Origin of the sequence: Hydrogenophaga sp. NH-16, from assembly GCF_004006415.1 — a bacterium.
GTDB lineage: Bacteria > Pseudomonadota > Gammaproteobacteria > Burkholderiales > Burkholderiaceae_C > Hydrogenophaga > Hydrogenophaga pseudoflava.
On record NZ_CP029344.1, the window covers coordinates 3,663,598 to 3,686,615 of the forward strand.

General features: G+C 70.5%; 21 protein-coding genes. 12 read left to right on the plus strand and 9 right to left on the minus strand.

Annotation, left to right across the window (positions count from 1 at the left end; translation table 11 throughout):
• Positions 1-82: 82 nt before the first annotated feature.
• From DD542_RS17710 to DD542_RS17725, 4 genes are all read left to right on the plus strand, one after another.
• Positions 83-724 (plus strand): Spy/CpxP family protein refolding chaperone, encoded by a 642-nt coding sequence (locus DD542_RS17710; protein ID WP_164868425.1) that lies wholly within the window; start codon positions 83-85, stop codon positions 722-724.
• Between the two features lie 123 nt (positions 725-847).
• A complete protein-coding gene (ubiM, locus tag DD542_RS17715) occupies positions 848-2,056 on the plus strand; it encodes a 5-demethoxyubiquinol-8 5-hydroxylase UbiM (protein ID WP_127806538.1) in 1,209 nt (402 codons plus the stop codon).
• Positions 2,057-2,277: 221 nt separating this feature from the next.
• On the plus strand, positions 2,278-3,204 hold the full coding sequence (locus DD542_RS17720) for a histone deacetylase family protein (protein WP_127806539.1): 927 nt from the start codon (positions 2,278-2,280) through the stop codon (positions 3,202-3,204).
• A 7-nt stretch (positions 3,205-3,211) separates the two neighbouring features.
• Positions 3,212-5,890 (plus strand): bifunctional acetate--CoA ligase family protein/GNAT family N-acetyltransferase, encoded by a 2,679-nt coding sequence (locus DD542_RS17725; RefSeq protein ID WP_079366359.1) that lies wholly within the window; start codon positions 3,212-3,214, stop codon positions 5,888-5,890.
• Between the two features lie 305 nt (positions 5,891-6,195).
• Here the strand turns inward: DD542_RS17725 and DD542_RS17730 are convergent, their stop codons facing one another.
• A complete protein-coding gene (locus DD542_RS17730) occupies positions 6,196-7,143 on the minus strand; it encodes a prenyltransferase (protein ID WP_206610687.1) in 948 nt (315 codons plus the stop codon).
• A 120-nt stretch (positions 7,144-7,263) separates the two neighbouring features.
• Here DD542_RS17730 and minC point away from each other — a divergent pair, with 120 nt between their 5' ends.
• The 8 genes from minC (at position 7,264) to infA (ending at position 12,961) form a co-directional block, all read left to right on the plus strand.
• Positions 7,264-8,052, plus strand: coding sequence for a septum site-determining protein MinC (gene minC / locus DD542_RS17735; RefSeq protein WP_127806540.1), 789 nt, complete (start codon positions 7,264-7,266; stop codon positions 8,050-8,052).
• A gap of 26 nt (positions 8,053-8,078) precedes the next feature.
• The gene (gene minD, locus DD542_RS17740; RefSeq protein ID WP_066152075.1) at positions 8,079-8,894 is read left to right on the plus strand and encodes a septum site-determining protein MinD; all 816 of its coding nucleotides are present in this window, start codon (positions 8,079-8,081) and stop codon (positions 8,892-8,894) included.
• Positions 8,895-8,896: 2 nt separating this feature from the next.
• A complete protein-coding gene (minE, locus tag DD542_RS17745; protein ID WP_066152072.1) occupies positions 8,897-9,157 on the plus strand; it encodes a cell division topological specificity factor MinE in 261 nt (86 codons plus the stop codon).
• A gap of 18 nt (positions 9,158-9,175) precedes the next feature.
• Positions 9,176-9,616 carry a thioesterase family protein gene (locus DD542_RS17750; RefSeq protein ID WP_127806541.1) on the plus strand — a complete coding sequence of 147 codons (441 nt, stop codon included), beginning with the start codon at positions 9,176-9,178 and terminating at the stop codon, positions 9,614-9,616.
• Positions 9,617-9,662: 46 nt separating this feature from the next.
• A complete protein-coding gene (locus DD542_RS17755) occupies positions 9,663-11,153 on the plus strand; it encodes a M48 family metalloprotease (RefSeq protein ID WP_127806542.1) in 1,491 nt (496 codons plus the stop codon).
• Between the two features lie 18 nt (positions 11,154-11,171).
• Positions 11,172-12,023 carry a hypothetical protein gene (locus tag DD542_RS17760; RefSeq protein ID WP_127806543.1) on the plus strand — a complete coding sequence of 284 codons (852 nt, stop codon included), beginning with the start codon at positions 11,172-11,174 and terminating at the stop codon, positions 12,021-12,023.
• A 366-nt stretch (positions 12,024-12,389) separates the two neighbouring features.
• Positions 12,390-12,674 (plus strand): hypothetical protein, encoded by a 285-nt coding sequence (locus DD542_RS24020; RefSeq protein WP_241559585.1) that lies wholly within the window; start codon positions 12,390-12,392, stop codon positions 12,672-12,674.
• A 32-nt stretch (positions 12,675-12,706) separates the two neighbouring features.
• A complete protein-coding gene (gene infA / locus DD542_RS17770) occupies positions 12,707-12,961 on the plus strand; it encodes a translation initiation factor IF-1 (RefSeq protein WP_066152059.1) in 255 nt (84 codons plus the stop codon).
• Positions 12,962-12,986: 25 nt separating this feature from the next.
• Here infA and DD542_RS17775 read toward each other — a convergent pair whose 3' ends face one another.
• The 8 genes from DD542_RS17775 to ybaL all read right to left on the minus strand — a co-directional run bounded on the left by DD542_RS17775 (position 12,987) and on the right by ybaL (position 22,903).
• Positions 12,987-13,787, minus strand: a complete 801-nt coding sequence (locus tag DD542_RS17775) for a glucose 1-dehydrogenase (RefSeq protein ID WP_127806544.1) — start codon at positions 13,785-13,787, stop codon at positions 12,987-12,989.
• 72 nt (positions 13,788-13,859) lie between these two features.
• Positions 13,860-14,891, minus strand: coding sequence for a patatin-like phospholipase family protein (locus tag DD542_RS17780; RefSeq protein WP_127806545.1), 1,032 nt, complete (start codon positions 14,889-14,891; stop codon positions 13,860-13,862).
• A gap of 8 nt (positions 14,892-14,899) precedes the next feature.
• Positions 14,900-15,994, minus strand: a complete 1,095-nt coding sequence (locus DD542_RS17785; protein WP_127806546.1) for a 3-deoxy-7-phosphoheptulonate synthase — start codon at positions 15,992-15,994, stop codon at positions 14,900-14,902.
• 37 nt (positions 15,995-16,031) lie between these two features.
• Positions 16,032-16,508, minus strand: coding sequence for a C40 family peptidase (locus DD542_RS17790; RefSeq protein ID WP_066152044.1), 477 nt, complete (start codon positions 16,506-16,508; stop codon positions 16,032-16,034).
• A 47-nt stretch (positions 16,509-16,555) separates the two neighbouring features.
• Positions 16,556-17,551, minus strand: a complete 996-nt coding sequence (locus DD542_RS17795; RefSeq protein ID WP_206610688.1) for a calcium/sodium antiporter — start codon at positions 17,549-17,551, stop codon at positions 16,556-16,558.
• A 13-nt stretch (positions 17,552-17,564) separates the two neighbouring features.
• A complete protein-coding gene (locus DD542_RS17800) occupies positions 17,565-18,476 on the minus strand; it encodes a universal stress protein (RefSeq protein WP_127806547.1) in 912 nt (303 codons plus the stop codon).
• A 21-nt stretch (positions 18,477-18,497) separates the two neighbouring features.
• Positions 18,498-21,182 (minus strand): HAD-IC family P-type ATPase, encoded by a 2,685-nt coding sequence (locus DD542_RS17805; protein WP_127806548.1) that lies wholly within the window; start codon positions 21,180-21,182, stop codon positions 18,498-18,500.
• Positions 21,179-22,903, minus strand: coding sequence for a YbaL family putative K(+) efflux transporter (gene ybaL / locus DD542_RS17810; protein WP_127806549.1), 1,725 nt, complete (start codon positions 22,901-22,903; stop codon positions 21,179-21,181). Before ybaL ends, DD542_RS17805 begins: the two co-directional genes overlap by 4 nt.
• Positions 22,904-23,018 lie beyond the last annotated feature (115 nt).

A 23,018-nucleotide genomic window follows, 5' to 3' on the forward strand; every position in this document is an offset into this window, starting at 1 on the left:
CACACGGGGGTATGACACTGAACCCATGGCACCCTGGCATCCCGCCCCGGTGTCCGCCCCCTCAACCTCAAGGAGCCTACGCATGAAACCCTTCGCCAAACGCAGCCTCGTCGTCGCCGCCATCCTCGCCGGCATCGCAGGCGTCTCGGCCACCGCCATCGCCCAGGGCATGGGCCAGCACCACGGCATGGACCCGCAGATGCACGCCCAGCACATGGGCCAGCGCGGCCAGGGGACCCAGGCCGGAGCCGAGAGCAAGCAGTGGGAAGAGCGCCGCGCCCAGCGCCTGGAGCGCATGCAGAAGCGCCACGCCGAACACCAGGCGCAGCTCAAGTCGGCCCTGAAGATCACCGCCTCGCAGGAAGCCGCCTGGAACGCTTACGTCGCCGGCACCGCGCCGAACCCGCCAGCCGGCGCGCCCGGCATGGCCCGGGAAGACTGGAGCCAGCTGACCACGCCGCAGCGCCTGGACAAGATGCAGGCGCTGCGCGCCGAGCGCGATGCCGCGATGGCCAAGCGCATCGAGACGGTCAAGACTTTCTACGCCGCGCTCACGCCCGAGCAGCAGAAGGTGTTCGACACCCAGGCCCACGGCGGCTTCCACCGCGCCGGCATGAAGGGTGAACACCGCATGGGCGGAAAAGGCGGCCACGGCGGCCACCGCGGCATGGGCGCCATGGGCGGCGGCATGGGCTGCGACGGCCCCGGTGCCAAGGCCAGTTGATGCGTCACAGCCTACATTGAACGGTTCTCCTCAGCCCTCACAGCCCCGGTTCGCCGGGGCTTTTTTGTGCCCGTTGACCTGAGTCAATCCCGTGGCCGTGGCACACACGTAAGCTGCCGCGCCATGGAACACGACCTCCTCATCGTGGGCGCCGGGCCGGCCGGCCTGAGCTTGGCCCGGGCGCTGCGCGGCAGCGGCCTGCGCACCACCCTGATCGAACAGAGCCCCCTCGAATCGCTGCAGAAACCCGCTTTTGACGGCCGCGAGATCGCGCTGACCCAGCACAGCGCCGAACAGCTGCGCCAGCTGGGCCTGTGGCCGCGGCTCGGCGACGAGAACATCGCGCCGCTGAAGGACGCGCTGGTGCTCGACGGCGGCTTTGGCAGGGCGCAGTCGCGCATGCGCATCGGCCACGACCTCAGCCCGAAGTCCGAGCTGGGCTTCCTGGTTGCCAACCACCACATCCGCCGCGCCGCCTTCGAGGCCGCGATGGGCGACGGCGAGGGGCCGGCGCCCCAGCTGCGCTGCGGCCAGCAGGTCACTGGCATCCAGACCGACGCCCAGTCGGCCCGCCTGACCCTGGCCAGCGGCGAGACCCTGTCGGCCCGCCTGGTCGTGGCCGCCGACAGCCGCCACTCCGGCACCCGCCGCGCCATGGGCATCGCCGCCGACATGCACGACTACGGCCGCACCATGCTGGTCTGCAACATGACCCACGAGCGGCCGCACGAAGAGACCGCCTGGGAGTGGTTCGACCACGGCCAGACCCTGGCCCTGCTGCCGATGAACCCCGACCCGGTCAGCGGCCGTCCGCGTTCCTCGGTGGTGCTGACCCTGCCGCACCAGGCCATCCAGCCGCTGCTGGGCCTGGACGAGGCTGCCTTCGGTCTCGAAATGACGCGCCGTTTCGGTGGCCAGCTGGGCGACATGCGTCTGATCAGCACGCGCCACGCCTACCCGCTGGTGGGGGTGTGGGCGCGGCGTTTCGTGGCCCAGCGCTTCGCCGTCGTGGGCGACGCCGCCGTCGGCATGCACCCGGTCACCGCGCACGGCTTCAACCTCGGCCTGCGCAGCATCGACACCCTGTCGAAGGCGTTGATCCAGGCCCACCGCAACGGCCAGGACATCGCCTCGCCCCAGCTGCTGGAGCGCTACCAGCTGGTCCACCAGCGCGCCGCGCGCGGCCTCTACATGGCCACCCACGCCGTGGCGACCCTCTACACGCGCGAACACGTGCCCGCGCGCTGGCTGCGCCGCGGCATGGTGGAACTCGGGGAGCGCTTCACCCCTTTCAAGCGGGCGGTCGCGGCTTCTCTCACCGGGCTCCGTTAACCCCCCCGCGCCGCCTTCGGCGTCACCCCCCAGGGGGCAATGCGAGCGGCCTGGCGAAGCCAGTTCCGCCGCATTCTGGAAAGGAGCCAAGGGGTTCCTGCTTGTTCTGGTTGCGTTGCGTCAAGGCAGCCGTCAGGCTTCGGGTCTAGATTGACACAAGTCAATCTGCACGGGCGCGCAGTCGCCCGGCAGGCATCCGCCGCCCCGAGGAGACCCGAACCATGCTGTCCGCCTTCATCAGCCACGCCGACTGCGCCCGCCACGACATGGGCGCGCACCATCCCGAGTGCCCGGAACGCCTGGGCGCCATCAACGACCACCTGCTGGTCAAGGGGCTGCTGGACTACATGGTGCCCTACGACGCGCCGCTGGCCACCGAAGAGCAGCTCGGCCGCGCCCACGCCTCGCTCTACGTCAAGGAAATCTTCGATGCCGCGCCCACCGAAGGCCTGCGCGCGGTCGACCCGGACACCAACATGTGCCCCCACACCCTGCAGGCCGCGCTGCGCGCCGCCGGTGCGGCCGTGCAGGCCACCGACCTGGTGCTGGCCGGCGAAGCCCCCACCGCCTTCTGCAACATCCGCCCGCCCGGCCACCACGCCGAACGCTCGGCCGCCATGGGCTTCTGCTTCTTCAACAACGTGGCCGTCGGCATCCGGCACGCGCTGGACGTGCACCACCTGGAGCGCGTGGCGCTGATCGACTTCGACGTGCACCACGGCAATGGCAGCGAAGACATCTTCCGCGGCGACGAACGGGTGCTGATGTGCTCGATCTTCGAGAAGGGCCTCTACCCCTTCAACGGCGAGCAGGCGGTGGGACCCAACATGGTCAACGTCGGCCTGCCCAGCCGCTCAGGCAGCGACGCCTTTCGCGCCGCGGTCATGGAGCACTGGCTTCCCGCGCTCGAGGCCTTCCGGCCCCAGCTGGTCTACATCTCCGCCGGCTTCGACGCCCACCGCGAGGACGACATGGGCAACCTCGGCCTGGTCGAGGCCGACTACGCCTGGGTGACACAACAACTGATGAAAGTCGCCGAAAAACACTGCCACGGCCGTGTCATCTCCTGCCTCGAAGGTGGCTACGTGCTCAGCCCCCTGGCCCGCAGCGTGGCCGCACATGTCAGGGTCCTCATCGGGGCCGACTGAAAGAAATATGGACAAACACTACCTCACCCCCCTCTTCCAGCCCGAGTCCATCGCCGTCTTCGCCGGCAACCACGAAGACCCGGACAGCCAGATCGCCCACGCGCGCACCCTCTGCGCCGCGCTGACCGGCCAGCGCTTCTCGGGCACGTTGGTCTTCCTGGACATCCACACCAGCGGCACCCTGGCCGACCTGGCCCAGACCCGGGCCGACCTGGCCATCATCGCGCTGCCGCCGGCCGAGGCCCTGTCGGCGCTGGAAGTGGCCGGCCGCATCAAGTGCAAGGCCGCCCTGGTGGTGGGCAGCGGTGCCAACGCCGAGATCGCGGGCGAGATGCACCAGGTGGCGCGGCGCCACGGCATGCACCTGCTCGGCCCCAACAGCCTAGGCTTCCAGCGCCCGCGCAGCGGCCTGAACGCCAGCGTCGCCGGTCCGCTGGCGGCCGTCGGCCCGCTGGCCCTGGTGTCGCAATCGGGCGCCCTGACCTCGTCCATCCTGGACTGGGCCACCCAGAACGGCGTCGGCTTCTCCACCGTGGTCTCACTGGGCCCCAAGACCTCGGTCGACATCGCCCAGGTGCTCGATTTCCTGGCGTCCGACGCACAAACGCACAGCATCGTCGTCTATCTTGAAGGCATCTCCAACGCGCGCCGCTTCATGAGCGCGCTGCGCGCCGCCGCCAACGCCAAGCCGGTGGTGGTGCTCAAGGCCGGCCGCAAGACCGCCGGCAACGAGGCCGCCCAGACCCACAGCGGTGCCATCGTCGGCAGCGACGACGTGTTCGACGCCGCCCTGCGCCGCGCGGGTGCGGTGCGGGTGCGCTCCTTCGTCGAACTGTTTTCGGCCGCCAAGTGCCTGGCCTCGCGCTACCGCCCGGTGGGCAAGCGGCTGGCCATCATCACCAACGGCGGCGGCCCCGGCGTGCTGGCGGCCGACTGGGTCAGCGAGATCGCGCTGCAGCTGGGCAAGCTCTCGCCCGAGACCATGGCCGAACTGAAGCCCAAGCTGCCCCCGCTGGCATCGCTGAGCGACCTGGTCGACCTGTCCGAAGAAGCCGTCGCCGAACACTACCTGGCCGCCCTCCACGCCGCCGGTCAGGACCGCTCGGTCGACGGCGTGCTGGTGGTGCACTCGCCCAAGGCCGGCGTCGACGCCACCGACGTGGCGCGCGTGATGGCCGAGGCCAAGGCGCGCATGAACAAGCCCCTGCTGTGCTGCTGGATGGGCGATGCGTCCGTCGGCGAGGCGCGCGAGGTGCTGGGCAAGGCCGCCATTCCAAGCTTCCGCACGCCCGAGGCAGCGGTGGGCGCCTTCGGCAACATCGCCAGCTTCTATCAGAACCAGCAGCTGCTGCAGCAGACGCCGCCGCCGCTCTCCACCCTGGCCAACCCCGACATCGAGGGCGCGCGCCTGATCATCGAGAACGTGCTGACCGAGCGCCGCAAGGTGCTGACGGAGATGGAGTCCAAGGCCCTGCTCTCGGCCTTCCACATCCCGGTCACCCAGACCATCCTGGCGCGCTCGCCCAACGAGGCCATGATGATCGCGACCCAGCTGGGCTACCCGGTGGCCCTCAAGATCGACTCGCCCGACATCAGCCACAAGAGCGACGTCAACGGCGTGGCGCTCAACGTGATGAACGCGACCGCGGTGCGCGACGTCTACAACACCATGATCCAGAGCGTGGCCAGGCTGCAGCCCGGCGCCCGGATCAACGGCGTGACGATCCAGAAGATGGCCCGCAGCAAGCGCGGCCGCGAGCTCTACATCGGCCTCAAGACCGACGACCCCTTCGGCCCGGTGATCGCCTTCGGCGCCGGCGGCACCATGATCGAGCTGATCGGCGACCAGGCCATGGAGCTGCCGCCGCTCAACCAGTTCCTGGCGCGCCGCCTGATCGAGCGCTCGCGCGTGGCCGACACCCTGGGCGAGTGGCGCGGCGCCACCGCGGTCGACATGGACGCGCTGGAACACGTGCTGCTGCGCGTCTCCGAGATGGTCTGCGAGCTGCCCCAGCTGCGCGAGATGGACATCAACCCCATCATCGTCGACGAGGACGGCGCGGTGGCGGTGGACGCCCGCATCGTGATCGAGAGCGCGCCGGCCACGGCGCGCAACTACGCCCACCTGGCCATCCTGCCCTACCCGGCGCGCTACGAGCAGGTCTGGCCGCTGCGCGGCGGCGGCGAGTACACCATCCGCCCGATCCACCCGGACGACGCCCAGATGCTGCAGGACCTGGTGCAGAACCTCTCGCCCGAGAGCCGTTACTACCGCTTCGTCTCCAGCATGACCGAGCTGCCGCCGTCCATGCTCTCGCGCCTGACCCTGATCGACTACGACCGCGAAATGGCCCTGGTGGCCATCCACCGCGAGCGCAAGGTCGCCGACGGGGGCGAGTTCGTCGAGACCGAGCGCGTCGTCGGTGTCTCGCGCTACATCACGAACCCGGACAAATCGAGTTGCGAGTTCTCGCTGGTGGTGGCCGACGACTTCAACGGCAAGGGCCTGGGATCGCGCCTGATGCTCAGCATCATGGAAGAGGCCCGGGACAAGGGGCTGGCCGAAATCGAGGGCCTGGTGCTGGCCAACAACCCCGGCATGCTCAAGCTCATGAAGGGCCTGGGCTTCCAGATCAAGCCCTTCGCGGAAGACCCGGACTTCAAGCTCGTCACCCACACCCTCTGAACGGCCACCAGCGCGGCTGAACACCCGTCAAAAAGCGCCCCGGAACCCCTTCCGGCGGCGCTTTTTTTGTCCCTATCTTGTTTAACTATTCCAATATCTCTAATTCGTTGTAGTAGTAGAGGGCGGCTTCTGGTGTGGACAAGTCTGTTTTTCCTTTTGAAATCAAACCTCTGAAGGCCTTAAAACACTGTTCGAAAAGTTCTGACGCTGTTCAGTCGAAAAAGGAACAACTTGGCGACAGCCGCTTCGATTGTGGATAACCATGGTGTTCTTAAAAAGTTATCAACAGAGTTGTTGAAAACTTCTCAGTGGTTCCAGCCCAGCCAGGCAAAACCGGCCGCCATGCCCAGGCCGTGCAGCAAGGTGGCCGCCACCGTCGCGGCCAGGGCCGGGCGCAGACGGACGGTCTGGTGCCGGTGGTGGGACAGCCAGCCCGAGGCGAACAACGACAGCGGCAGCGAGACCAGCCCCCCCAGCGCAGGCGCTGGCGGAATCAGCAGCCACACCGATGCCGCCAGCCACGCGTGTGCCCCGAGCGTGAGCGCGGTGTACAGCGCCCAGGCGCCGGTGGGGCCCAGCCGGACCGCCAGCGTGCGCTTGCCGACCAGGGCGTCGGCGGCAGCGTCCGGCACCCCGTTGATCAGCAGCAAGGCCGCCACCATGGCCGCGAAGTTCAGGGCCACGCTGGCCGGGATCACGAAGAACTGGCGCCGCTGGACGAAATCGGCACCCAGCACCACCAGGAACCAGGCCAGCGCCACGGTGAGTTCGCCCAGGCCGCGCGACATCAGCTTCAGCGGCGGCGCCGAATAGGCCCAGACCAGCAGCAGGCCGGCCAGCCCCAGCCCGATCACACCGCCCCCCGCCTTCACCGCCAGCAGCAGGCCGCCGGGCACCAGCAGCAGCAACAGGGCCCTGGCCAGATCGGCGGTCTCGCGCTCGCTGGTCTCGCCGTTCTGGATCAGGCGCGAGCCGCCGGTGAAGGGAAAGAGGCCACCGGTGTTGCCGGCGTCGGCGCCGCTGCGCGCGTCGTGCAGGTCGTTGAGCACGTTGCCGGCGGCGTGCGCCATCACCGCCAGCGCCGTGGTACCGATGGCCAGCGGGAGGTCCAGCCCGCAGCCGCAGGCCGAGGCCGTGGCGGTGCCCAGCGCACAGGCCACCACGGTCAGCAGAAGGAAGGCCGGCCGGGTCATGCGCCACCAGAGCCCGGGGCGCCAGGCGGAGGAACCAGGGGGGGTATCGTGCGCATCCATGGCGCGCAGTGTGCCCGACACATGTGGACACCGCGTGGCCGCCGGCCGCCGGTGGCCGGCTGGTAAACTGCCCGCCGACCTGGCCGGACCCTTTCCGGCCCTCTGTTCCCCGCCGGATTCATGTCCACTGTCCTCAGCGCCAGCGCCCCGACCAGTTTCGAAATCAAGAGCGCCCAGCTGCCGCTGGTGGCTTTGCTGCTCAAGACCGCCGACCTCGGCCAGCTGGCCGAGGAAATGACCCAGCGCTACGGCGACATCCCCGATTTCTTCGACCACGACCCGCTGCTGGTCGACCTGGGTCCGCTGCAGGCGGGCGAACAGGCCGACAGCCCGGTCGATTTCCCCGCGCTGGTCTCGCTGTTGCGCCGGTTCCGGCTGGAGCCGGTGGCGGTGCGCGGTGGCAACGACGCCCAGACCGCCGCCGCCGAGCTGGCCGGCCTGATGCCGGCCCAGGACGCCACCGTGCAGCGCAGCGCCGCCGCGCGCACGCCCGAGGCGCCCGTCCAGCAGGCCGCCCCCGCCGCGCCGGCCCCGGTGTCGGCCCCTGTTCCCACCACACCGCCGAGCGCCCTGGTCATCGACAAGCCGCTGCGCTCCGGCCAGCAGGTTTATGCGAGGGGCCGCGACCTGGTCGTTCTGGCCATGGTCAACCCCGGTGCCGAGGTCATCGCCGACGGCCACATACACGTCTACGCGCCGCTGCGCGGCAAGGCCATTGCCGGCGCGCGCGGCAACGCCGAGGCCCGCATCTTCGCGATGTCCATGGACCCCGAGCTGATTTCCATCGCTGGTATCTACCGCACCAGCGACACCCCGCTGCCGGCCGAGGTGCTCGGCAAACCCGGGCAGGTGCGCCTGGTCTCCGGCCCCGAGGGCGACAAGCTCGTCATCGAATCCCTGAATCCCTGAATCCCTGAACCCGAGGAACCCTCACCATGACCAAGATCGTTGTCGTCACTTCCGGCAAAGGCGGCGTGGGCAAGACCACGACCAGCGCCAGCTTCGCCGCCGGCCTGGCCCTGCGCGGCCACAAGACCGCCGTCATCGACTTCGACGTCGGCCTGCGCAACCTGGACCTGATCATGGGCTGCGAGCGGCGCGTGGTCTATGACCTGGTCAACGTCATCCACGGCGAGGCCAACCTGAACCAGGCCCTGATCAAGGACAAGACCTGCGACAACCTGTTCATCCTGGCCGCCAGCCAGACCCGCGACAAGGATGCCCTGACGCAGGAAGGCGTCGAGAAGGTGCTGAATGACCTGACCGGCATGGGCTTCGACTACATTGTCTGCGACTCGCCGGCCGGCATCGAGACCGGCGCCCTGCTGGCCATGCACTACGCCGACGAGGCCCTGGTGGTGACCAACCCCGAGGTGTCTTCCGTGCGCGACTCCGACCGCATCCTGGGCATGCTGGGCAGCAAGACCAAGCGCGCCATCGAGGGCAAGGAGCCGATCAAGGAACACCTGCTGATCACCCGTTACAACCCCAACCGCGTGGCCGACGGCCAGATGCTCAGCCTGGAGGACATCCAGGACATTCTGCGCATCCAGCTGATCGGCGTGATCCCCGAGAGCGAGAACGTGCTGCAGGCCTCCAACCAGGGCACGCCGGCGATCCACCTCAAGGGCACCGACGTGGCCGAGGCCTACAGCGACGTCATCGACCGCTTCCTGGGGGCGGACAAGCCGCTGCGCTTCATTGACGCCGAGAAGCCCGGCTTCTTCAAGCGCCTGTTCGGGAGCAAATGAGCATGTCCTTCCTCTCTTTTCTGCTGGGCGAGAAGAAGAAGACCGCCAGCGTCGCCAAGGAACGCCTGCAGATCATCCTGGCGCACGAGCGCGCCGGTCGCAACGCCTCCACGCCCGACTACCTGCCGGCCCTTCAGCGCGAGCTGGTGGCCGTGATCAGCAAGTACATCCAGATCAACCAGGACGACATCAAGGTCCACCTGGAGCGCCAGGACGACCTGGAGGTGCTGGAGGTCAAGATCGAGCTGCCGGATCGCAAGTGAAGACGGGCGGGTAGTCCCTTGAGCCGCATCCAGTTCGACCTGCCCGGACACTTCGTCTTCTCGACCGAGATCCAGATCTACATCAGCCACGTCAACCAGGGCGGGCACCTGGACAACGCCCAGCTGCTGACCCTGGTGTCCGAGGCGCGGGTGCGCTTCTTCAAGTCCCTCGGTTACCGCGAGTCCGATGTGGCGGGCTGTCCCATCGTGGTGGGCGACCTGGTGGCCCAGTACAAGTCCGAGGGCTTCCACGGCGAGACCATGCGGGTGCGCATGCTGCCGCAGGACTTCAGCCGCTGCGGCCTCGACCTGGCCTACTGCATGGACTGCGTGGACACCGGCCGCGAGGTCGCGCGCGGCAAGATCGGCATCGTCTTCATCGACCCCGCCACCCGCAAGCCGGCCGACGTGCCGCCGGTATTTCTGGCGCAGCTGGGCACCCTCGCACCGCTGAGCTGACTATCATGGCTTCCATGGCGGCGAAGGCCGCGGACAGGAGCCCAGAATGCCGAGACTTCTCGCCAGCGCCCTGCTGCTGGCCGCGACCCTGCTGGCCGGCTGCGGCACCACCGTGGTCAACCCCGTCACCGGCCAGTCCGAGCGCACGGTCATGGACGAGCGCACCGAGCTGGCCGAGGGCAAGAAGGCCCACGACCAGGTGCTCAAGGAATACGGCGTCTACAAGGACGAGCGCCTGCAGGCCTATGTGAACGAGGTCGGCCAGAAGCTGGCGAAGCAGTCGCACCGCGCCAACATCCCCTGGACCTTCACCGTGCTCGACAGCCCGGAGATCAACGCCTTCGCGCTGCCCGGCGGCTACGTCTACATCACGCGCGGCATCCTGGCCTACATGGAAAGCGAGGCCGACATGGCCGGCGTGATCGGCCACGAGATCGGCCACGTCACCGCCCGACACGGTGCGCAGCGCGCCACGCGCCAGCAGACCGCGGGCCTGGGCGTGCTGGCCGCGACGGTGCTGGGCGCGGTGCTGGAGAGCAAGGTCGGGGTCTCGGGCGGCACCGAGATGTTCGGGCAGATGGCGCAGGGCGTGGCGGCCGGGTACGTCGCGAAGTACAGCCGCGAGCAGGAGCTGCAGGCCGACAGCCTGGGCGCCGAGTACCTGGCGCGCAGCAACTACGACCCGCGCAACATGATCGACGTGATCCGGGTGCTCAAGCTGCAGGAGGCGTTCGCCGTCGAAGAGGCGCGCGCCGAAGGCCGCCCCGCGCCCGAGGGCGCCAACTGGCTGTCCTCCCATCCCAGCAACGACCAGCGCCTGCAGCAGATCAGCCAGAACGCCGCGAAGTACCAGGGCAGCTACGCCTCCGACGGCGCGCAGCGCTTCCTGCAGGTGGTCCGGGGCATGCGCTTCGGCGAGAGCCCCGAACAGGGGCTGACGCGTGGCCAGAACTTCTACCACGCCGGGCTGGGCCTGGCGATGACGGCGCCGGCCGGCTGGCGCATCCAGAACGAGCCCGAGGCGCTGACCTTCGTCGCACCCCAGGGCGACGCCGCGTTGCGCATGGTCGCCATGCCGCCCCGGGCCGGCGGCACGCACGACGAGATCATCCGCAACGCCCTGCAGCCCAGCGAGGGCAAGGTGACGCGCGGCCAGATCAACGGCTTTGCCGCGACCCACTTCGTCGGCGCCCGCAAGGCGCAGAACGGACAGTCCCAGGCGATCGAGGCCACCGTGGTCACCGGCCCGAAGAACAACAGCTACGTGATGCTCTACCTCGCGGCCGATGCTGCTGCGCGCAACCGTGCCATGCCCGGCCTGGTGGCGGCCGAGAAGTCCTTTCGCGCCATGACCGCGGCCGACCAGCAGGCCGCCCGGCCCTGGGTGGTGCAGACCGTGCCGCTGCCGCGCGGCGGCTTCGCCGAACTGGCCCGACAGTCGCCCCTGACCGAAAAGCGCCTGCAGCTGCTCAACGGCACCTGGGGCCGCAGCGATCCGCCGGTGGGGCAGGTGGTCAAGACCGTGGTCGAACAGTGAGCGACCCTGGTGGCTGCGATGGCGACGCCCGACACAACTCCCGAACCCGACAACGTGCCAGACACCACGCCCGGCATCCCGCCTTCCCGGCCCGCGCCTTTGGCGCCGCCAACGCCGCACCAGGTATCCGACACCGCGTTCCGTCCGCCCGAGCGAGACGGCATGAGCGGCCTGACCATCGGGTTGCTGGCCGCGGTCGTGGTCCTGGGGCTGTATGTGCTGGTGAACTGGCCCTGGTCGCGACCTCCGTTGGCCGTCGCGGAGCCGGCAGCTGCGTCCGTCCCCGCCGCGCCCGCCGCTCCCTCAGTGGTCCCAAAACCCACGGTCACCGCTGCCGCTGGCCCGGCGCCCGCTGCCGAGCCACCACCCGCCGAGCCGTTGTCGGCGGTGCACCGCTGCGAAAACGCCAGCCAGGTGACCTACACCGACGGCCCCTGCCCGGCCGGCATGCGCGGCCACCCGGTCGACACCACGACGGCGCTGAACGTCGAGGGCGCGCAGGGCACCACGCTCTACCGCTGCCGCGGTGCCGGCCGGTTCTGGTCGGTGGTGCATTGCCAGCACCGCGGTGCCGAGATCGTCAGCATGCACACGGTGCCGGCGAACCTCTCGCTGGCCGAGCAGATCGTGTTTGCCCAGAACCGAGCGGCGCTCACCCGTCCTGCGCGGCCACCGGTGGTCGTTTCAGGTCCGCCAGCTCCGTCCAATGCGGCCAGCATGAAGGCGGCCGAGTGCAAACGCTTGAACGACCACGTGGCTGCGCTCGATGACTATGCTCGCCAGCCGCTGACGGGGGGCGAGCAGGATCGGGTGGCTCGGCAGCGCCGGGAGCTGCGCGATCAGCAGTTCTGGTTGCGCTGCGGCCGCTGAACCGGCCCGCTTGGCAGTTTTTTCCACATCGTGGTACATTAGCGGCTTCGCCTTGGGCGACAGACCCGGTTGCAGCGCCCCTGGCGCGGCCCACCACCCCGGCAGAGGGTCGGTCTGTCCAGCCCCTCCAACGCGAGCCAAGCCCTCACCGCACCCAACGCGGTCCCCCGGCGAGGCACTTTTTCCCCGCTGCTCTCCCCATGCCTCTGCCGAGGGCTGGTACCAGAAAGCCCCGATGCCGCTGAAGCGGTGCGGTGCTTCGGGTTGGCGCAGTCGGGCACCCCGGCACCCTGGGGCTGCCACCGTGTATGTCGGGCCTTGTCGGGCTGGCGGCCCAGCCGCAGGTCCTGCCCATAGAAGTTCTTGATGATCCAGACGTTTCCCGCGTCCGCGCCTGTGGTGCGGACCCCTTGTACCTCCGCCCCTCTGACCCTCGGGCGTTACCGCATCAGCGCCCGTCCGCGGGCCCTGGCGGACGGGCGCTTTGCCGCCCTCGTGTCCATCGCCAGCGGCACCGGCAGCGCCAGCACCGACCGCGTGATGCGCTTCACCGAAGATTTCGCCACCCACGAAGCCGCGGCAAGATACGCCATGGCCCAGGGCATCGACTGGGTGCGCGAGACCGCGCGCCCCGCGATCCGCACCAACTGATCCGAATCCCACGACTCCAGGAGAACCACACCATGGCCAAGGAAGAACTGATCGACATGATGGGCATCGTCAACGAGGTGCTGCCCGACACCCGTTTTCGCGTCACGCTGGACAACGGTCACCAGCTGATCGCCTACTCCGCCGGCAAGATGAAGAAGAACCACATCCGCATCCTGGCGGGTGACCGGGTCTCGCTCGAACTCTCGCCCTACGACCTGAGCAAGGGCCGCATCAACTTCCGCCACATCGAGGGCCGCGGCCCGATGGCGCCGCGCAAGCCGCGCTGATCGGCCCACCGCGGCATGGTCGGGTTCACATCCCCATGCCGCCGTCCACCGGCAGGCCCGCGCCCGTGATGAAGCGCGCGGCGTCGGAACACAGGAACACCACCGCATCGGCCATGTCGGCCACCGTGCCCAGGCGCCCCAGCGGCGTCTGCGCGACGATGGCGCCGACCGCGGCCTCCGGCGCCGGGAACAGCCCGGCCGTCACCACGTCGGCTGCCAGTTTCATGCCCATGTCGGTCGGCACCAGACCCGGGTAGATGCAGTTCACCCGCACGCCGTAGCCCAGCTGGCCGGCTTCCATCGCAGCCACCCGCGTGAGCCGGTCCACCGCCGACTTGGTGGCCGAGTAGCCGGCGATCGCCGGGAAGGCGATGGTGGCCGCGACCGAGGCCACGTTGACCACGGCCCCTCCTTTCCCGGCCACGCCGCCCGGGCGCATGGCGCGGAATGCGTGCTTGAGGCCCAGCGCAGTGCCGACGATGTTCACGTCCAGCATGCGCCGCAGCGCATCGCCATCCAGCTCCGACACCAGCGCGGTCTCCTCGACCCCGGCGTTGTTGATCAGGATGTCGAAGCCGCCGAAGCGGGTGTGGGTCGCCGCGATGGCGGCCAGCCAGCAGGCCTCGTCGGTCACGTCCAGCTGCACGAAGGCGGCCTGGGCGCCGCTGGCGGCGATGGACCGGGCCGTCTCGCGGCCCGTGTCTTCGAGGATGTCGCCGATCATCACGGCCGCGCCGGCCGCGGCGAGGGCCTGCGCCATGCCGGCGCCCAGACCGCGGGCGCCGCCGGTGACCAGCGCGGTGCGGCCTTGCAAGAGAGAGCTCATGGGTGTTTCTCCGGTGGGGGACGGCCCGCAGGGCGATCCGGGCCTGCCATTCTCGGCCGCGCCGGTCCCGGGTCAGCCGAACAGCCCGGCAAGTTCGACAGTGCTGTGGCGGCCGACGGCCGGCCGGTGGGCATCCAGCCACTGCCGGCCCTGCCCCCGACCCGCCTCGAACAGCATCTCGAAAAACCGTTGGCCGGCGGCCGCCTTGGTGTCGGTGCCCAGCTCCCCCAGCACCGGGCCGGGCTCGATGGCGTGAAAGCGCGCCTCGGCCAGCCGCCGCTCCAGCGGGCCGCGGCGCCACCAGCCGATGTGGGCGATGCGCTCGCGCAGGTGCGCGAACATGCGCATCTCGCGCAGGAAGGTGGCGTTGAAGGCCAGCTCCTGCATGCGGTGTTCGATGTCCTGCGCCGACTGCGGCGTGGCGGCGTAGCGCAGCGGTGTGAGCATCACCAGCAGCGTGTCGCGTGTGGGAGTTTCCAGCAGCAGCGGGTAGACGGCGGGATTGGCCGCGTAGCCGCCGTCCCAGTGCGGCTGGCCGTCGATCAGCACGCTGCGGTGCAGGCGCGGCAGGCAGGCCGAGGCCAGCACCGCGTCCAGCGACAGGTCGGCGTTGCGGAACAGCCGCAGCCGGCCGGTGTTGGCCTCGGTGGTGGCGATGAACAGCCGCACCGGCGAGCGCTGGCGCAGGCCCTCGATGTCCAGCTGCTGGCGCAGCACGTCGCGCAGCGGGTTGAGGTCGAAGGGGTTGAGCTGCTCGGGCGTGAAGTGATGGGTCCACTGCAGCATCAGGCGCATGGCCGGCGCCAGCTGGTAGCCCGAGCCGTCGGCCCGCGGCACCGCCACCTCGAACGGCAGGCTGCCGGCCACGGCGGTCCAGAAGCGGCGCAGCGCGGCGCGCGCGCCCTCGCGGCCACCGTGCATCAGGCCCTGGGCCAGCACCACCGCGTTCATGGCGCCCGCGCTGGTGCCGCTGACGCCGTCGAAGGCGAGCTGTCCGTCCTCCAGCAGCGCGTCGAGCACGCCCCAGGTGAAGGCCCCGTGCGCCCCACCGCCCTGCAGCGCCAGGTTCAGCGCGGGCGTGGCGGTCTGCCAGGGCAGGCGCATGTCGCGCGTCAGCGGGCGCGGCGCTGGCGCACGGCGGCCGCCAGCCCCTGCAGCACCGGCACGGTCTGCTCGAAGCTGATGCAGGCGTCGGTCACGCTCACGCCGGGCAGCAGCGGCTGGCCGGGCACGATGTCCTGCCGGCCCTCGAACAGGTGGCTCTCGATCATGATGCCGGTGATGCGCGCGTCGCCCGCGGCGATCTGGCCGGCCACGTCGGCCGCCACGTCGATCTGCCGGCGGTGCTGCTTGCTGCTGTTGGCGTGCGAGACGTCGATCATCACCTGCTCGCGCTGGCCGGCGGCCTTGAGCAGGGCACAGGCGGTGTTGACGTCCTCGGCGCTGTAGTTGGGCGTCTTGCCGCCGCGCAGGATGACGTGGCAGTCCTGGTTGCCGCGGGTCTCGAAGATCGCGGCCTGGCCCATCTTGGTCATGCCCATGAAGGCGTGCGGCGCCTGTGCGGCCTGGATCGCGTCGCTGGCGACCTTGACGCTGCCGTCGGTGCCGTTCTTGAAGCCCACCGGACAGGACAGGCCCGAGGCCAGCTGGCGGTGGCTCTGGCTCTCGGTGGTGCGCGCGCCGATCGCGCCCCAGCTGACCAGGTCGGAAATGAACTGCGGCGAGAGCAGGTCCAGGAACTCGGTGCCCACCGGCAGGCCGGCGCCCAGCACGTCCAGCAGCAGCTGGCGTGCCAGCTCCAGGCCTTCGTTGATGGCGAAGCTGCCGTCCAGGTGCGGGTCGTTGATGTAGCCCTTCCAGCCCACGGTGGTGCGCGGCTTCTCGAAGTACACGCGCATCACGATCAGCAGGTCCTCGGCCAGGGCGTCGGCCTGTTCCTTCAGGCGCCGCGCGTAGTCCATGGCCTGGCCATGGTCGTGAATGGAACACGGCCCGACCACGACGATCAGCCGGTCGTCCTGCCCGTGCAGCACGCGCGAGAGCGCGGCGCGGCTGCTCTCCACCAGGGCCTGCGCGGCCGGCGGCGTGGGCAGCCACTCCTGCAGCAGCGCCGGCGTGATCAGCGGCCGCACCGCGCCGATGCGCAGGTCGTCGATGCGGGTGGTGTCGTGGGTGGACAGCGGCGGGGTGGCGGGAACGTGGGTCATGGCCCCGATTGTCGCCGGCTTGTCCGAAAAAACCGTGTCAGGGCCTGCGATAACGCACCGTCTGGCGCGCCCAGTAGCGGTTGTCCAGCCGGTCCAGCCGCACCGTGCCGCCGCTGGACGGCGCATGCACGAAGCGGCCGTCGCCGACGTAGATGCCCGCGTGCCAGGCCGGGTCGCGGCCGAAGATCACCAGGTCGCCGGTGCGCAGCTCGTCGGCATCCACCGCTTGGCCGAAGCCCGACAGCTGGGCCACGGTGCGCGGCGGCGCCACACCGGCGCGGTGCCGGTAGACATAGCCGATCAGGCCGCTGCAGTCGAAGCCGCTCTCCGGCGTGTTGCCGCCCCAGCGGTAGGGCGTGCCCACCAGGCCCATGGCGTGGATGGCGAGGTCGCTGCTGTGTTCGGCCGACAGCGGCGGCAGCGACGACGAAGGCGGGCGGGCCGGTGGTGCGCTGCCGCAGGCCGCCAGCAGCAGGGCGGCGGAGAGACTCAGGGTGTGCAGGGCCAGACGCATGGCGGCGAGCTTACGGCATGCCCGCGGGGGGCTGGTGTCCAACGGTGTCAGGTCCGCCAGAGCAGCAGGCTGCCCAGATAGGCGGCGTAGGCCAGCACGAAGCCGATGCCCTCGCGGCGCGAGACCAGCCGGTCGCTGCGGAACACCGGCAGACAGACGATGGCCACCAGCGCGGCCAGCGGCAGGTCGATCCACAGCACCTCGGCGCTGACGTCCACCCCGCTGGCGGGCGCGGCCACCATGGTCAGGCCGAGGATGACCAGCACGTTGTAGATGCTGCTGCCGATGAGGTTGCCGATCGCCACGTCGCGGTCGTTGCGCAGGGTCGAGATCATCGTGGTCACCAGCTCCGGCGCCGAAGTGCCGATGGCCACGATGCTCAGGCCGATGAAGGCGTCCGACACGCCGTAGGCCTTGGCCAGTTCGACTGCGCCGGCCACCAGCAGCTCGGCGCCCAGCACCGCCAGCGCCATGCCTGCCAGCAGCAGCGCACCGTTCCAGGCCCAGGCCGCGGCACCGGTGGGCAGGTTCACCCGCGGAGGCGCCTGCGCGGCCAGCGCGTCGCGGAACGCCAGTCGGGTGTCCGGCGCCTCCTGCCGGCTCAGCTGCACCAGCGCCACGGTGTAGACCACCGCCGCCAGCAGCAGGCCCAGACCCTCGGCCCGGGTGAGCACGCCGTCCATCGCCATGACGAGCACGGCCACGGCGGTGGCAATCATCACCGGCACGTCCAGCCGCACGCTCAGCGAACGCGTGGGCAGCGGGCGGATGGCCGCACTCAGGCCCAGGATGAGCAGGATGTTGACGATGTTGGTGCCGGCGATGTTGCCCACCGCCAGCGGACCCTTGCCCTCGTGCGCGGCGGTCAGGCCCACCGCCAGCTCGGGCGCGCTGGTGCCCACCGAGACCACCGTCAGGCCGATGACGATGGGGCTGATGCGCAGCAGGGTCGCAATGCGGGTCGCGCCGCGCAGCAGCATCTCGGCGCCCAGCACCACCACGACCAGGCCACCGAGGAACAGCAGGGCGGGATGCAGCGCCACGGCCTGTCCCGCGTCAGCCGGCGTCCTGCGGACCGCGCTTGTCGACTACCACCAGCACGTCGGCGTCGCCCTCGGAGAGCACCCGCTTGGTCACGCTGCCCAGCAGCAGTTCTTCGGTCACATGGGTGCCGTGTTTGCCCATCACCACCAGGTCGCAGCCCAGGCGTTGCTGGTGGCCGGTGATCAGCGCCACGGCGTCGCCGTGTTCGACCAGCGGTGTGTAGTCGCCAGCCGCCAGGCCCTGTTCGGCCGCCATCTCGCGCAGCTGCTGCAGGGCGCGCTCGCGCGCCTCGATGCGGTACTGGTGGATGATGTCCTGCGACACGCCGGCGTACTGCAGCATGCCCTCGAAGGGCACGTCGAAGGCGTGCAGCAGCACCAGGCCGGCCCGGGGCGCGAGTTCGCGCGCCAGTGCCAGCGCCAGCGCGGAACCGGGCGAGAAGTCCATGGGCAGCAGCACGCGGCGGTAGGGCTGCTGGAACGGGTTTTTGACCACCAGCACCGGGCAATGGCTCCTGCGCAGCAGGTGCGAGGCGGTGGAACCCACCACCAGGCGGCGCAGCAGGCTCTGCCCGCGCGCGCCCACCACCACCAGGTCGGTGTCGGTCTCGCGCACCAGCGACGGCACCACGCGCGAGGCCAGGCCCTCTTCCACCCGCAGGGTGGGCGCCGGCCCGGGGTGGCGTGCCGGGTCGGCCATGGCGGCGGCCAGTGCGGCCTGCTGCTGCTGCATGGCGGTGTGGGCCACGCTGTCGGCGCGCTCGCCCAGCAGGTTGCGCAGCGGGCCCAGCGCGTCCAGCCCCAGCGCGTGCACCACCGTGTGGCGGGCGCCGTTGGCCGTGGCCAGGTCGGCCGCGCGGTCCACCGCCTGCAGTGAGAACGCCGACAGGTCGGTGGCGCTCAGGATGTGTCGGGTCATGGTCATGGCTCTCTCCTCGCAGGTTCTTCAGATGCGGCGCACACCGCGGCGACGCAACAGCGCCTTCTCGGCCTCCACCAGCACGAACACGCCCGCTCCCATGGCCAGGATCATGGCCCAGGAGCTGGCGTGCAGCGGCGTGGTGTGGAACAGCCGCTGCAGCGGCGGCGCGTAGGTGAACAGCAGCTGCAGCCCCACCAGAAGGGCCGCCACACCCAGCGCGACGGGGTTGCCGGTCAGCGTCTCGGCCCGCCAGGCATGGCGGGTGAAGTGGCGCACGTTGAACAGGTAGAACAGCTCGCACATCACGATGGTGTTGACCGCCGCGGTGCGCGCGGTCTCCAGTGGCGTGCCGCGCGCGAGCTCCCAGTGGAACACCCAGAAGGTGGCGGCGATCATCAGCCCGATGACGAACAGGATGCGCCCGCCCAGCGCGCGCGTGATGATGGATTCCTGCGGGGGCCGCGGCGGGTGCCGCATCACGCCCGGCTCGGCCGGCTCGAAGGCCAGCGACAGCGCCAGCGTCACCGAGGTCACGGTGTTGACCCACAGGATCTGCCCGGCCGTCACCGGCAGCGGCAGGCCCGCGAAGATGGCCAGCAGGATCACGCCGGCCTCGCCGCCGTTGGTGGGCAGCATGTGCATCAGCGACTTCTTGATGTTGTCGTAGACCACCCGGCCCTCGCGCACGGCGCGCGCGATGGTGGCGAAGTTGTCGTCGGTCAGCACCAGGTCGGAGGCCTCGCGCGCCGCGTCCGTGCCCTTGCCGCCCATGGCCACGCCCACATCGGCGGCTTTAAGCGCGGGCGCGTCGTTCACACCGTCACCGGTCATGGCCACCTGGTGGCCTTCGGCCTGCAGCGCGGCGATCAGCCGCAGCTTGTGCTCGGGGCTGGCGCGCGCGAACACGTCGGTGTCCTGGGCGGCGCGGCGCAGCGCCGCGTCGTCGAGCGCGGCGACGGCGTCACCCGTCAGTGCCCGGTCGGCCCGCAGGCCCAGCTGTCGGCCGATGGCCGCGGCCGTGACCGCGTGGTCGCCGGTGATCATCTTCACGCGGATGCCGGCCTCTCGGCACTCCGCCACGGCAGCCACCGCCTCCTCGCGCGGCGGGTCGATGATGCCCACCAGGCCCAGCATCTCGAAGCGCGGGGTGAGGTCGGCCAGGTCCACCTCGGTGCGCCCTGTGGGCCAGTCGCAGCGGGCCAGTGCCAGCACGCGCTCGCCCGCGCCGCCGGCGCGCTCCACCGCCGCGGTCCAGCGCGCGCAGTCCAGGGGGCGGCCGCCCGCTTCGCCCGTGCACAGCGCCAGCACCCGCTCGGGCGCGCCCTTGAGCAGCAGCTCGTGGTGGCCGGCGTGGTCGTGGTGCAGCGTGACCATGATCTGCCGCTCGGACTCGAAGGGGATCGCGTCCAGCCGCGGGAAAGCCTGGGCCGCGGTCGCGGCGTCCAGGTCGGCCTTGTGCGCCAGGGTGGTCAGCGCACCCTCGGTCGGATCGCCCGTGAGCACCCAGCCTTTGTCGTCTTCGCGGTGAATGCGCGCGTCGTTGCACAGCAGCGCGCAGTGCAGCAGGGTCATCAGCGCCGGCTCGTCGCCAGGGTGCAGCACCGATCCGTCCGCAAGGTGGAAGCCGCCTTCGGGCGCATAGCCGGTGCCGCTGACGATGACCTCGCGCGACGGCAGCACCACGCGCACCGCGGTCATCTCGTTGCGGGTGAGGGTGCCCGTCTTGTCGCTGCAGATGACGGTGACGGAGCCCAGCGACTCCACCGCCGGCAGGCGCCGCACGACGGCCTTCTTGCGCGCCATCACCCGGGTGCCGATGGCCAGCACGATGGTCACCACCGCCGGCATGCCCTCGGGGATGGCGGCCACTGCCAGCCCCACCACCGCCAGAAACAGGTCGAACAGCGCCATGCCGGCCACGAAGTGGCCCCAGGCCATGGTCAGCACCGACACCCCGAGGATGAAGGCGGTGATCTGGCGCGCGAAGCGGTCGAGCCGGCGCGTCAGCGGCGTGGCCAGGGTCTGCACGCCGCTGACCAGCTGGCCGATGTGGCCGATCTCGGTGGCGCCGCCGGTGGCCACCACCACGCCGCTGCCGCTGCCGTAGGCCACCAGCGTGCCCGAGAAGGCCATGCCGTGGCGGTCGCCCAGCGGCGCGCCCTCGGCCGCGGCGCCCGTGTCCTTGTCCACCGCGGCCGATTCGCCGGTCAGCGCCGATTCCACCGTGCGCAGGTTGCGGCCCTGCAGCAGGCGCAGGTCGGCCGGCACGCGGTCGCCCGGCTCCAGCCAGACGATGTCGCCCGGCACCAGCTCCCCGGCGTCGATCTGGTGGCGCTCGCCGCCGCGCTGCACCGTGGCGCGTGCGGCCAGCATGCTGCGCACCGCCGCCAGGGCCTGCTCGGCCTTGCCCTCCTGGATGTGGCCGATGAGCGCGTTGATCAGCACCACGCCCAGGATCACGCCCGCGTCCACCAGGCTGCCCAGCAGCAGCGTGGCCAGCCCGGCGGCCAGCAGCACATAGATCAGCGGGTTGTGGAACTGCAGCGCGAAGCGCTGCCAGGCCGGCCGGCGCGGCGGCTCGGGCAGGCGGTTGGGGCCGTGCTGGGCCAGCCGCCGGGCCACCTCGCCGGCGTCCAGTCCGTCGGCCGGGTCCACGCCCAGGCGCCGCAGCACCTCGGGTCCTTCCAGGGCATGCCAGGAGTTCTTCATGCGGCCCCCCTTGCGGGTGCGGTCTCCTGCAGCCGGTCCAGGATGTGCGAGGTCATGCCGCGCGCCAGCTCGTGCTCGCCCAGGAACACCGTGCCCAGGCTCTCCTTGCGCAGCAGATCGGCCTCTTCCTCGTTGTGGGTGCGCAGCACCACGGCGATGCCGGGGTTGAGCGTGCGGGCGATCTCCACCATCTTGCGCACGTCCACCGCGTCGGGGATGGCCACCACCAGCATGGCGGCCTCGGCGATGTGGCCCTGCACCAGCACCTCGGGGGTCATGGCGTCGCCGCTGACGGCCGCGATGCCCTCGCGCCGCAGCGCGTCCACCGTCTCGCGGTTCTGCTCCACCACCACGAACGGCAGCTGGTGTTCGCGCAGCGCCGCCGCGATGCGCCGGCCCACGCGGCCATAGCCCACCAGCACCACCTGGCCGCTGAGCAGCTTGCGGTCGGTCGAGGTCGGCAGCTCGGCCAGCGGGTCGTCGCGCATTTCCAGCTGGCGCGCGAAGGCCGACCGCGCCAGGACCCAGCGCCGCAGTGGCTCGACGGCCGAGAACAGCGCCGCGTTGGCCGCGATCGAGATCAGTGCGGCCGCCAGCACCAGGCTCTGGCCCTCGCGCGGCATCAACTCCAGCGCCACCCCCAGGCCGGCCAGGATGAAGGAGAACTCGCCGATCTGCGCCAGGCTTGCGCCCACCGTCAGCGCGGTGTTCAGCGGGTAGCGGAACAGCAGCACCAGCGCCACGGCCGCCACGGTCTTGCCGATCAGGACAATGGCCACCACCGCCAGCAGCTTGACCGGCTGCTGAAAGACCACCGCCGGTTCGAACAGCATGCCCACCGAGACGAAGAACAGCACGGCGAAGGCGTCGCGCAGCGGCAGCGACTCGTCGGCCGCGCGGTGGCTGAACTCGGACTCGCGCATCATCATGCCGGCGAAGAAGGCGCCCAGCGCGAAGGACACGTCGAACAGCATGGCCGCGCCGAAGGCCACGCCCACGGCGATGGCCACCACGCCCAGGGTGAACAGCTCCTGCGAGCCGGTGCGCGCCACCCACCACAGCAGCTTGGGCAGCAGCCGTCGGCCCACCACCAGCATCAGCACCACGAAGGCCGTGACCTTGGCCAGGGTGATGCCCACCGTGGTCCAGATCTCGCCGGCCTGGGGCGCCACCGCGGCCTCTCCGCCGTGCGCCTTGAGCACGCCCGCCAGCGCAGGCAGCAGCACCAGAACCAGCACCATCACCAGGTCTTCCACCACCAGCCAACCGACCGCGATCTGGCCGTTGACCGACTTGAGCAGGCCCTTGGCCTCCAGCGCGCGCAGCAGCACCACCGTGCTGGCCACCGACAGGCACAGGCCAAACACGATGGCGGCGCCCAGGTCCCAGCCCCAGAGCATGGCCACGCCGCCCCCCAGCGCGGTGGCCACGGCGATCTGCACCACCGCGCCCGGCACAGCGATCTTCTTGACCGACATCAGGTCGGCCAGCGAGAAGTGCAGACCCACCCCGAACATCAGCAGCATCACCCCGATCTCGGCCAGCTGGCCGGCCAGGCCGACATCGGCCACGAAACCTGGCGTGGCCGGGCTGACCACGATGCCCGCCAGCAGGTAGCCCACCAGCGGGGGCAGCTTCAGCCGGGCAGCGAGCAGTCCGAACACCATGGCCAGGCCAAAGGCGGTCGCGATGGTGGCGATCAGCGTGACGTCATGGGGCATCCGTGCGGGCTTCCTTCGGGCGTGGAAAAAGGGTCTTTTGGCGGGTGGCGCTTTTGACCTTATCACGCGCGGGGCCACCCGCCCGGGTGTCCGAGCGTGGGCGTGGGCGACCCGG

Bases quoted from the DNA above. Each gene is read 5' to 3' on its own strand.
- DD542_RS17710 (WP_164868425.1), top strand. From the start codon at position 83: ATGAAACCCTTCGCCAAACGCAGCCTCGTCGTCGCCGCCATCCTCGCC.
- ubiM (WP_127806538.1), top strand. From the start codon at position 848: ATGGAACACGACCTCCTCATCGTGGGCGCCGGGCCGGCCGGCCTGAGC.
- DD542_RS17720 (WP_127806539.1), top strand. From the start codon at position 2,278: ATGCTGTCCGCCTTCATCAGCCACGCCGACTGCGCCCGCCACGACATG.
- DD542_RS17725 (WP_079366359.1), top strand. From the start codon at position 3,212: ATGGACAAACACTACCTCACCCCCCTCTTCCAGCCCGAGTCCATCGCC.
- DD542_RS17730 (WP_206610687.1), bottom strand. From the start codon at position 7,143: ATGGATGCGCACGATACCCCCCCTGGTTCCTCCGCCTGGCGCCCCGGG.
- minC (WP_127806540.1), top strand. From the start codon at position 7,264: ATGTCCACTGTCCTCAGCGCCAGCGCCCCGACCAGTTTCGAAATCAAG.
- minD (WP_066152075.1), top strand. From the start codon at position 8,079: ATGACCAAGATCGTTGTCGTCACTTCCGGCAAAGGCGGCGTGGGCAAG.
- minE (WP_066152072.1), top strand. From the start codon at position 8,897: ATGTCCTTCCTCTCTTTTCTGCTGGGCGAGAAGAAGAAGACCGCCAGC.
- DD542_RS17755 (WP_127806542.1), top strand. From the start codon at position 9,663: ATGCCGAGACTTCTCGCCAGCGCCCTGCTGCTGGCCGCGACCCTGCTG.
- DD542_RS17760 (WP_127806543.1), top strand. From the start codon at position 11,172: ATGGCGACGCCCGACACAACTCCCGAACCCGACAACGTGCCAGACACC.
- DD542_RS24020 (WP_241559585.1), top strand. From the start codon at position 12,390: ATGATCCAGACGTTTCCCGCGTCCGCGCCTGTGGTGCGGACCCCTTGT.
- infA (WP_066152059.1), top strand. From the start codon at position 12,707: ATGGCCAAGGAAGAACTGATCGACATGATGGGCATCGTCAACGAGGTG.
- DD542_RS17775 (WP_127806544.1), bottom strand. From the start codon at position 13,787: ATGAGCTCTCTCTTGCAAGGCCGCACCGCGCTGGTCACCGGCGGCGCC.
- DD542_RS17780 (WP_127806545.1), bottom strand. From the start codon at position 14,891: ATGCGCCTGCCCTGGCAGACCGCCACGCCCGCGCTGAACCTGGCGCTG.
- DD542_RS17785 (WP_127806546.1), bottom strand. From the start codon at position 15,994: ATGACCCACGTTCCCGCCACCCCGCCGCTGTCCACCCACGACACCACC.
- DD542_RS17790 (WP_066152044.1), bottom strand. From the start codon at position 16,508: ATGCGTCTGGCCCTGCACACCCTGAGTCTCTCCGCCGCCCTGCTGCTG.
- DD542_RS17800 (WP_127806547.1), bottom strand. From the start codon at position 18,476: ATGACCATGACCCGACACATCCTGAGCGCCACCGACCTGTCGGCGTTC.
- DD542_RS17805 (WP_127806548.1), bottom strand. From the start codon at position 21,182: ATGAAGAACTCCTGGCATGCCCTGGAAGGACCCGAGGTGCTGCGGCGC.
- ybaL (WP_127806549.1), bottom strand. From the start codon at position 22,903: ATGCCCCATGACGTCACGCTGATCGCCACCATCGCGACCGCCTTTGGC.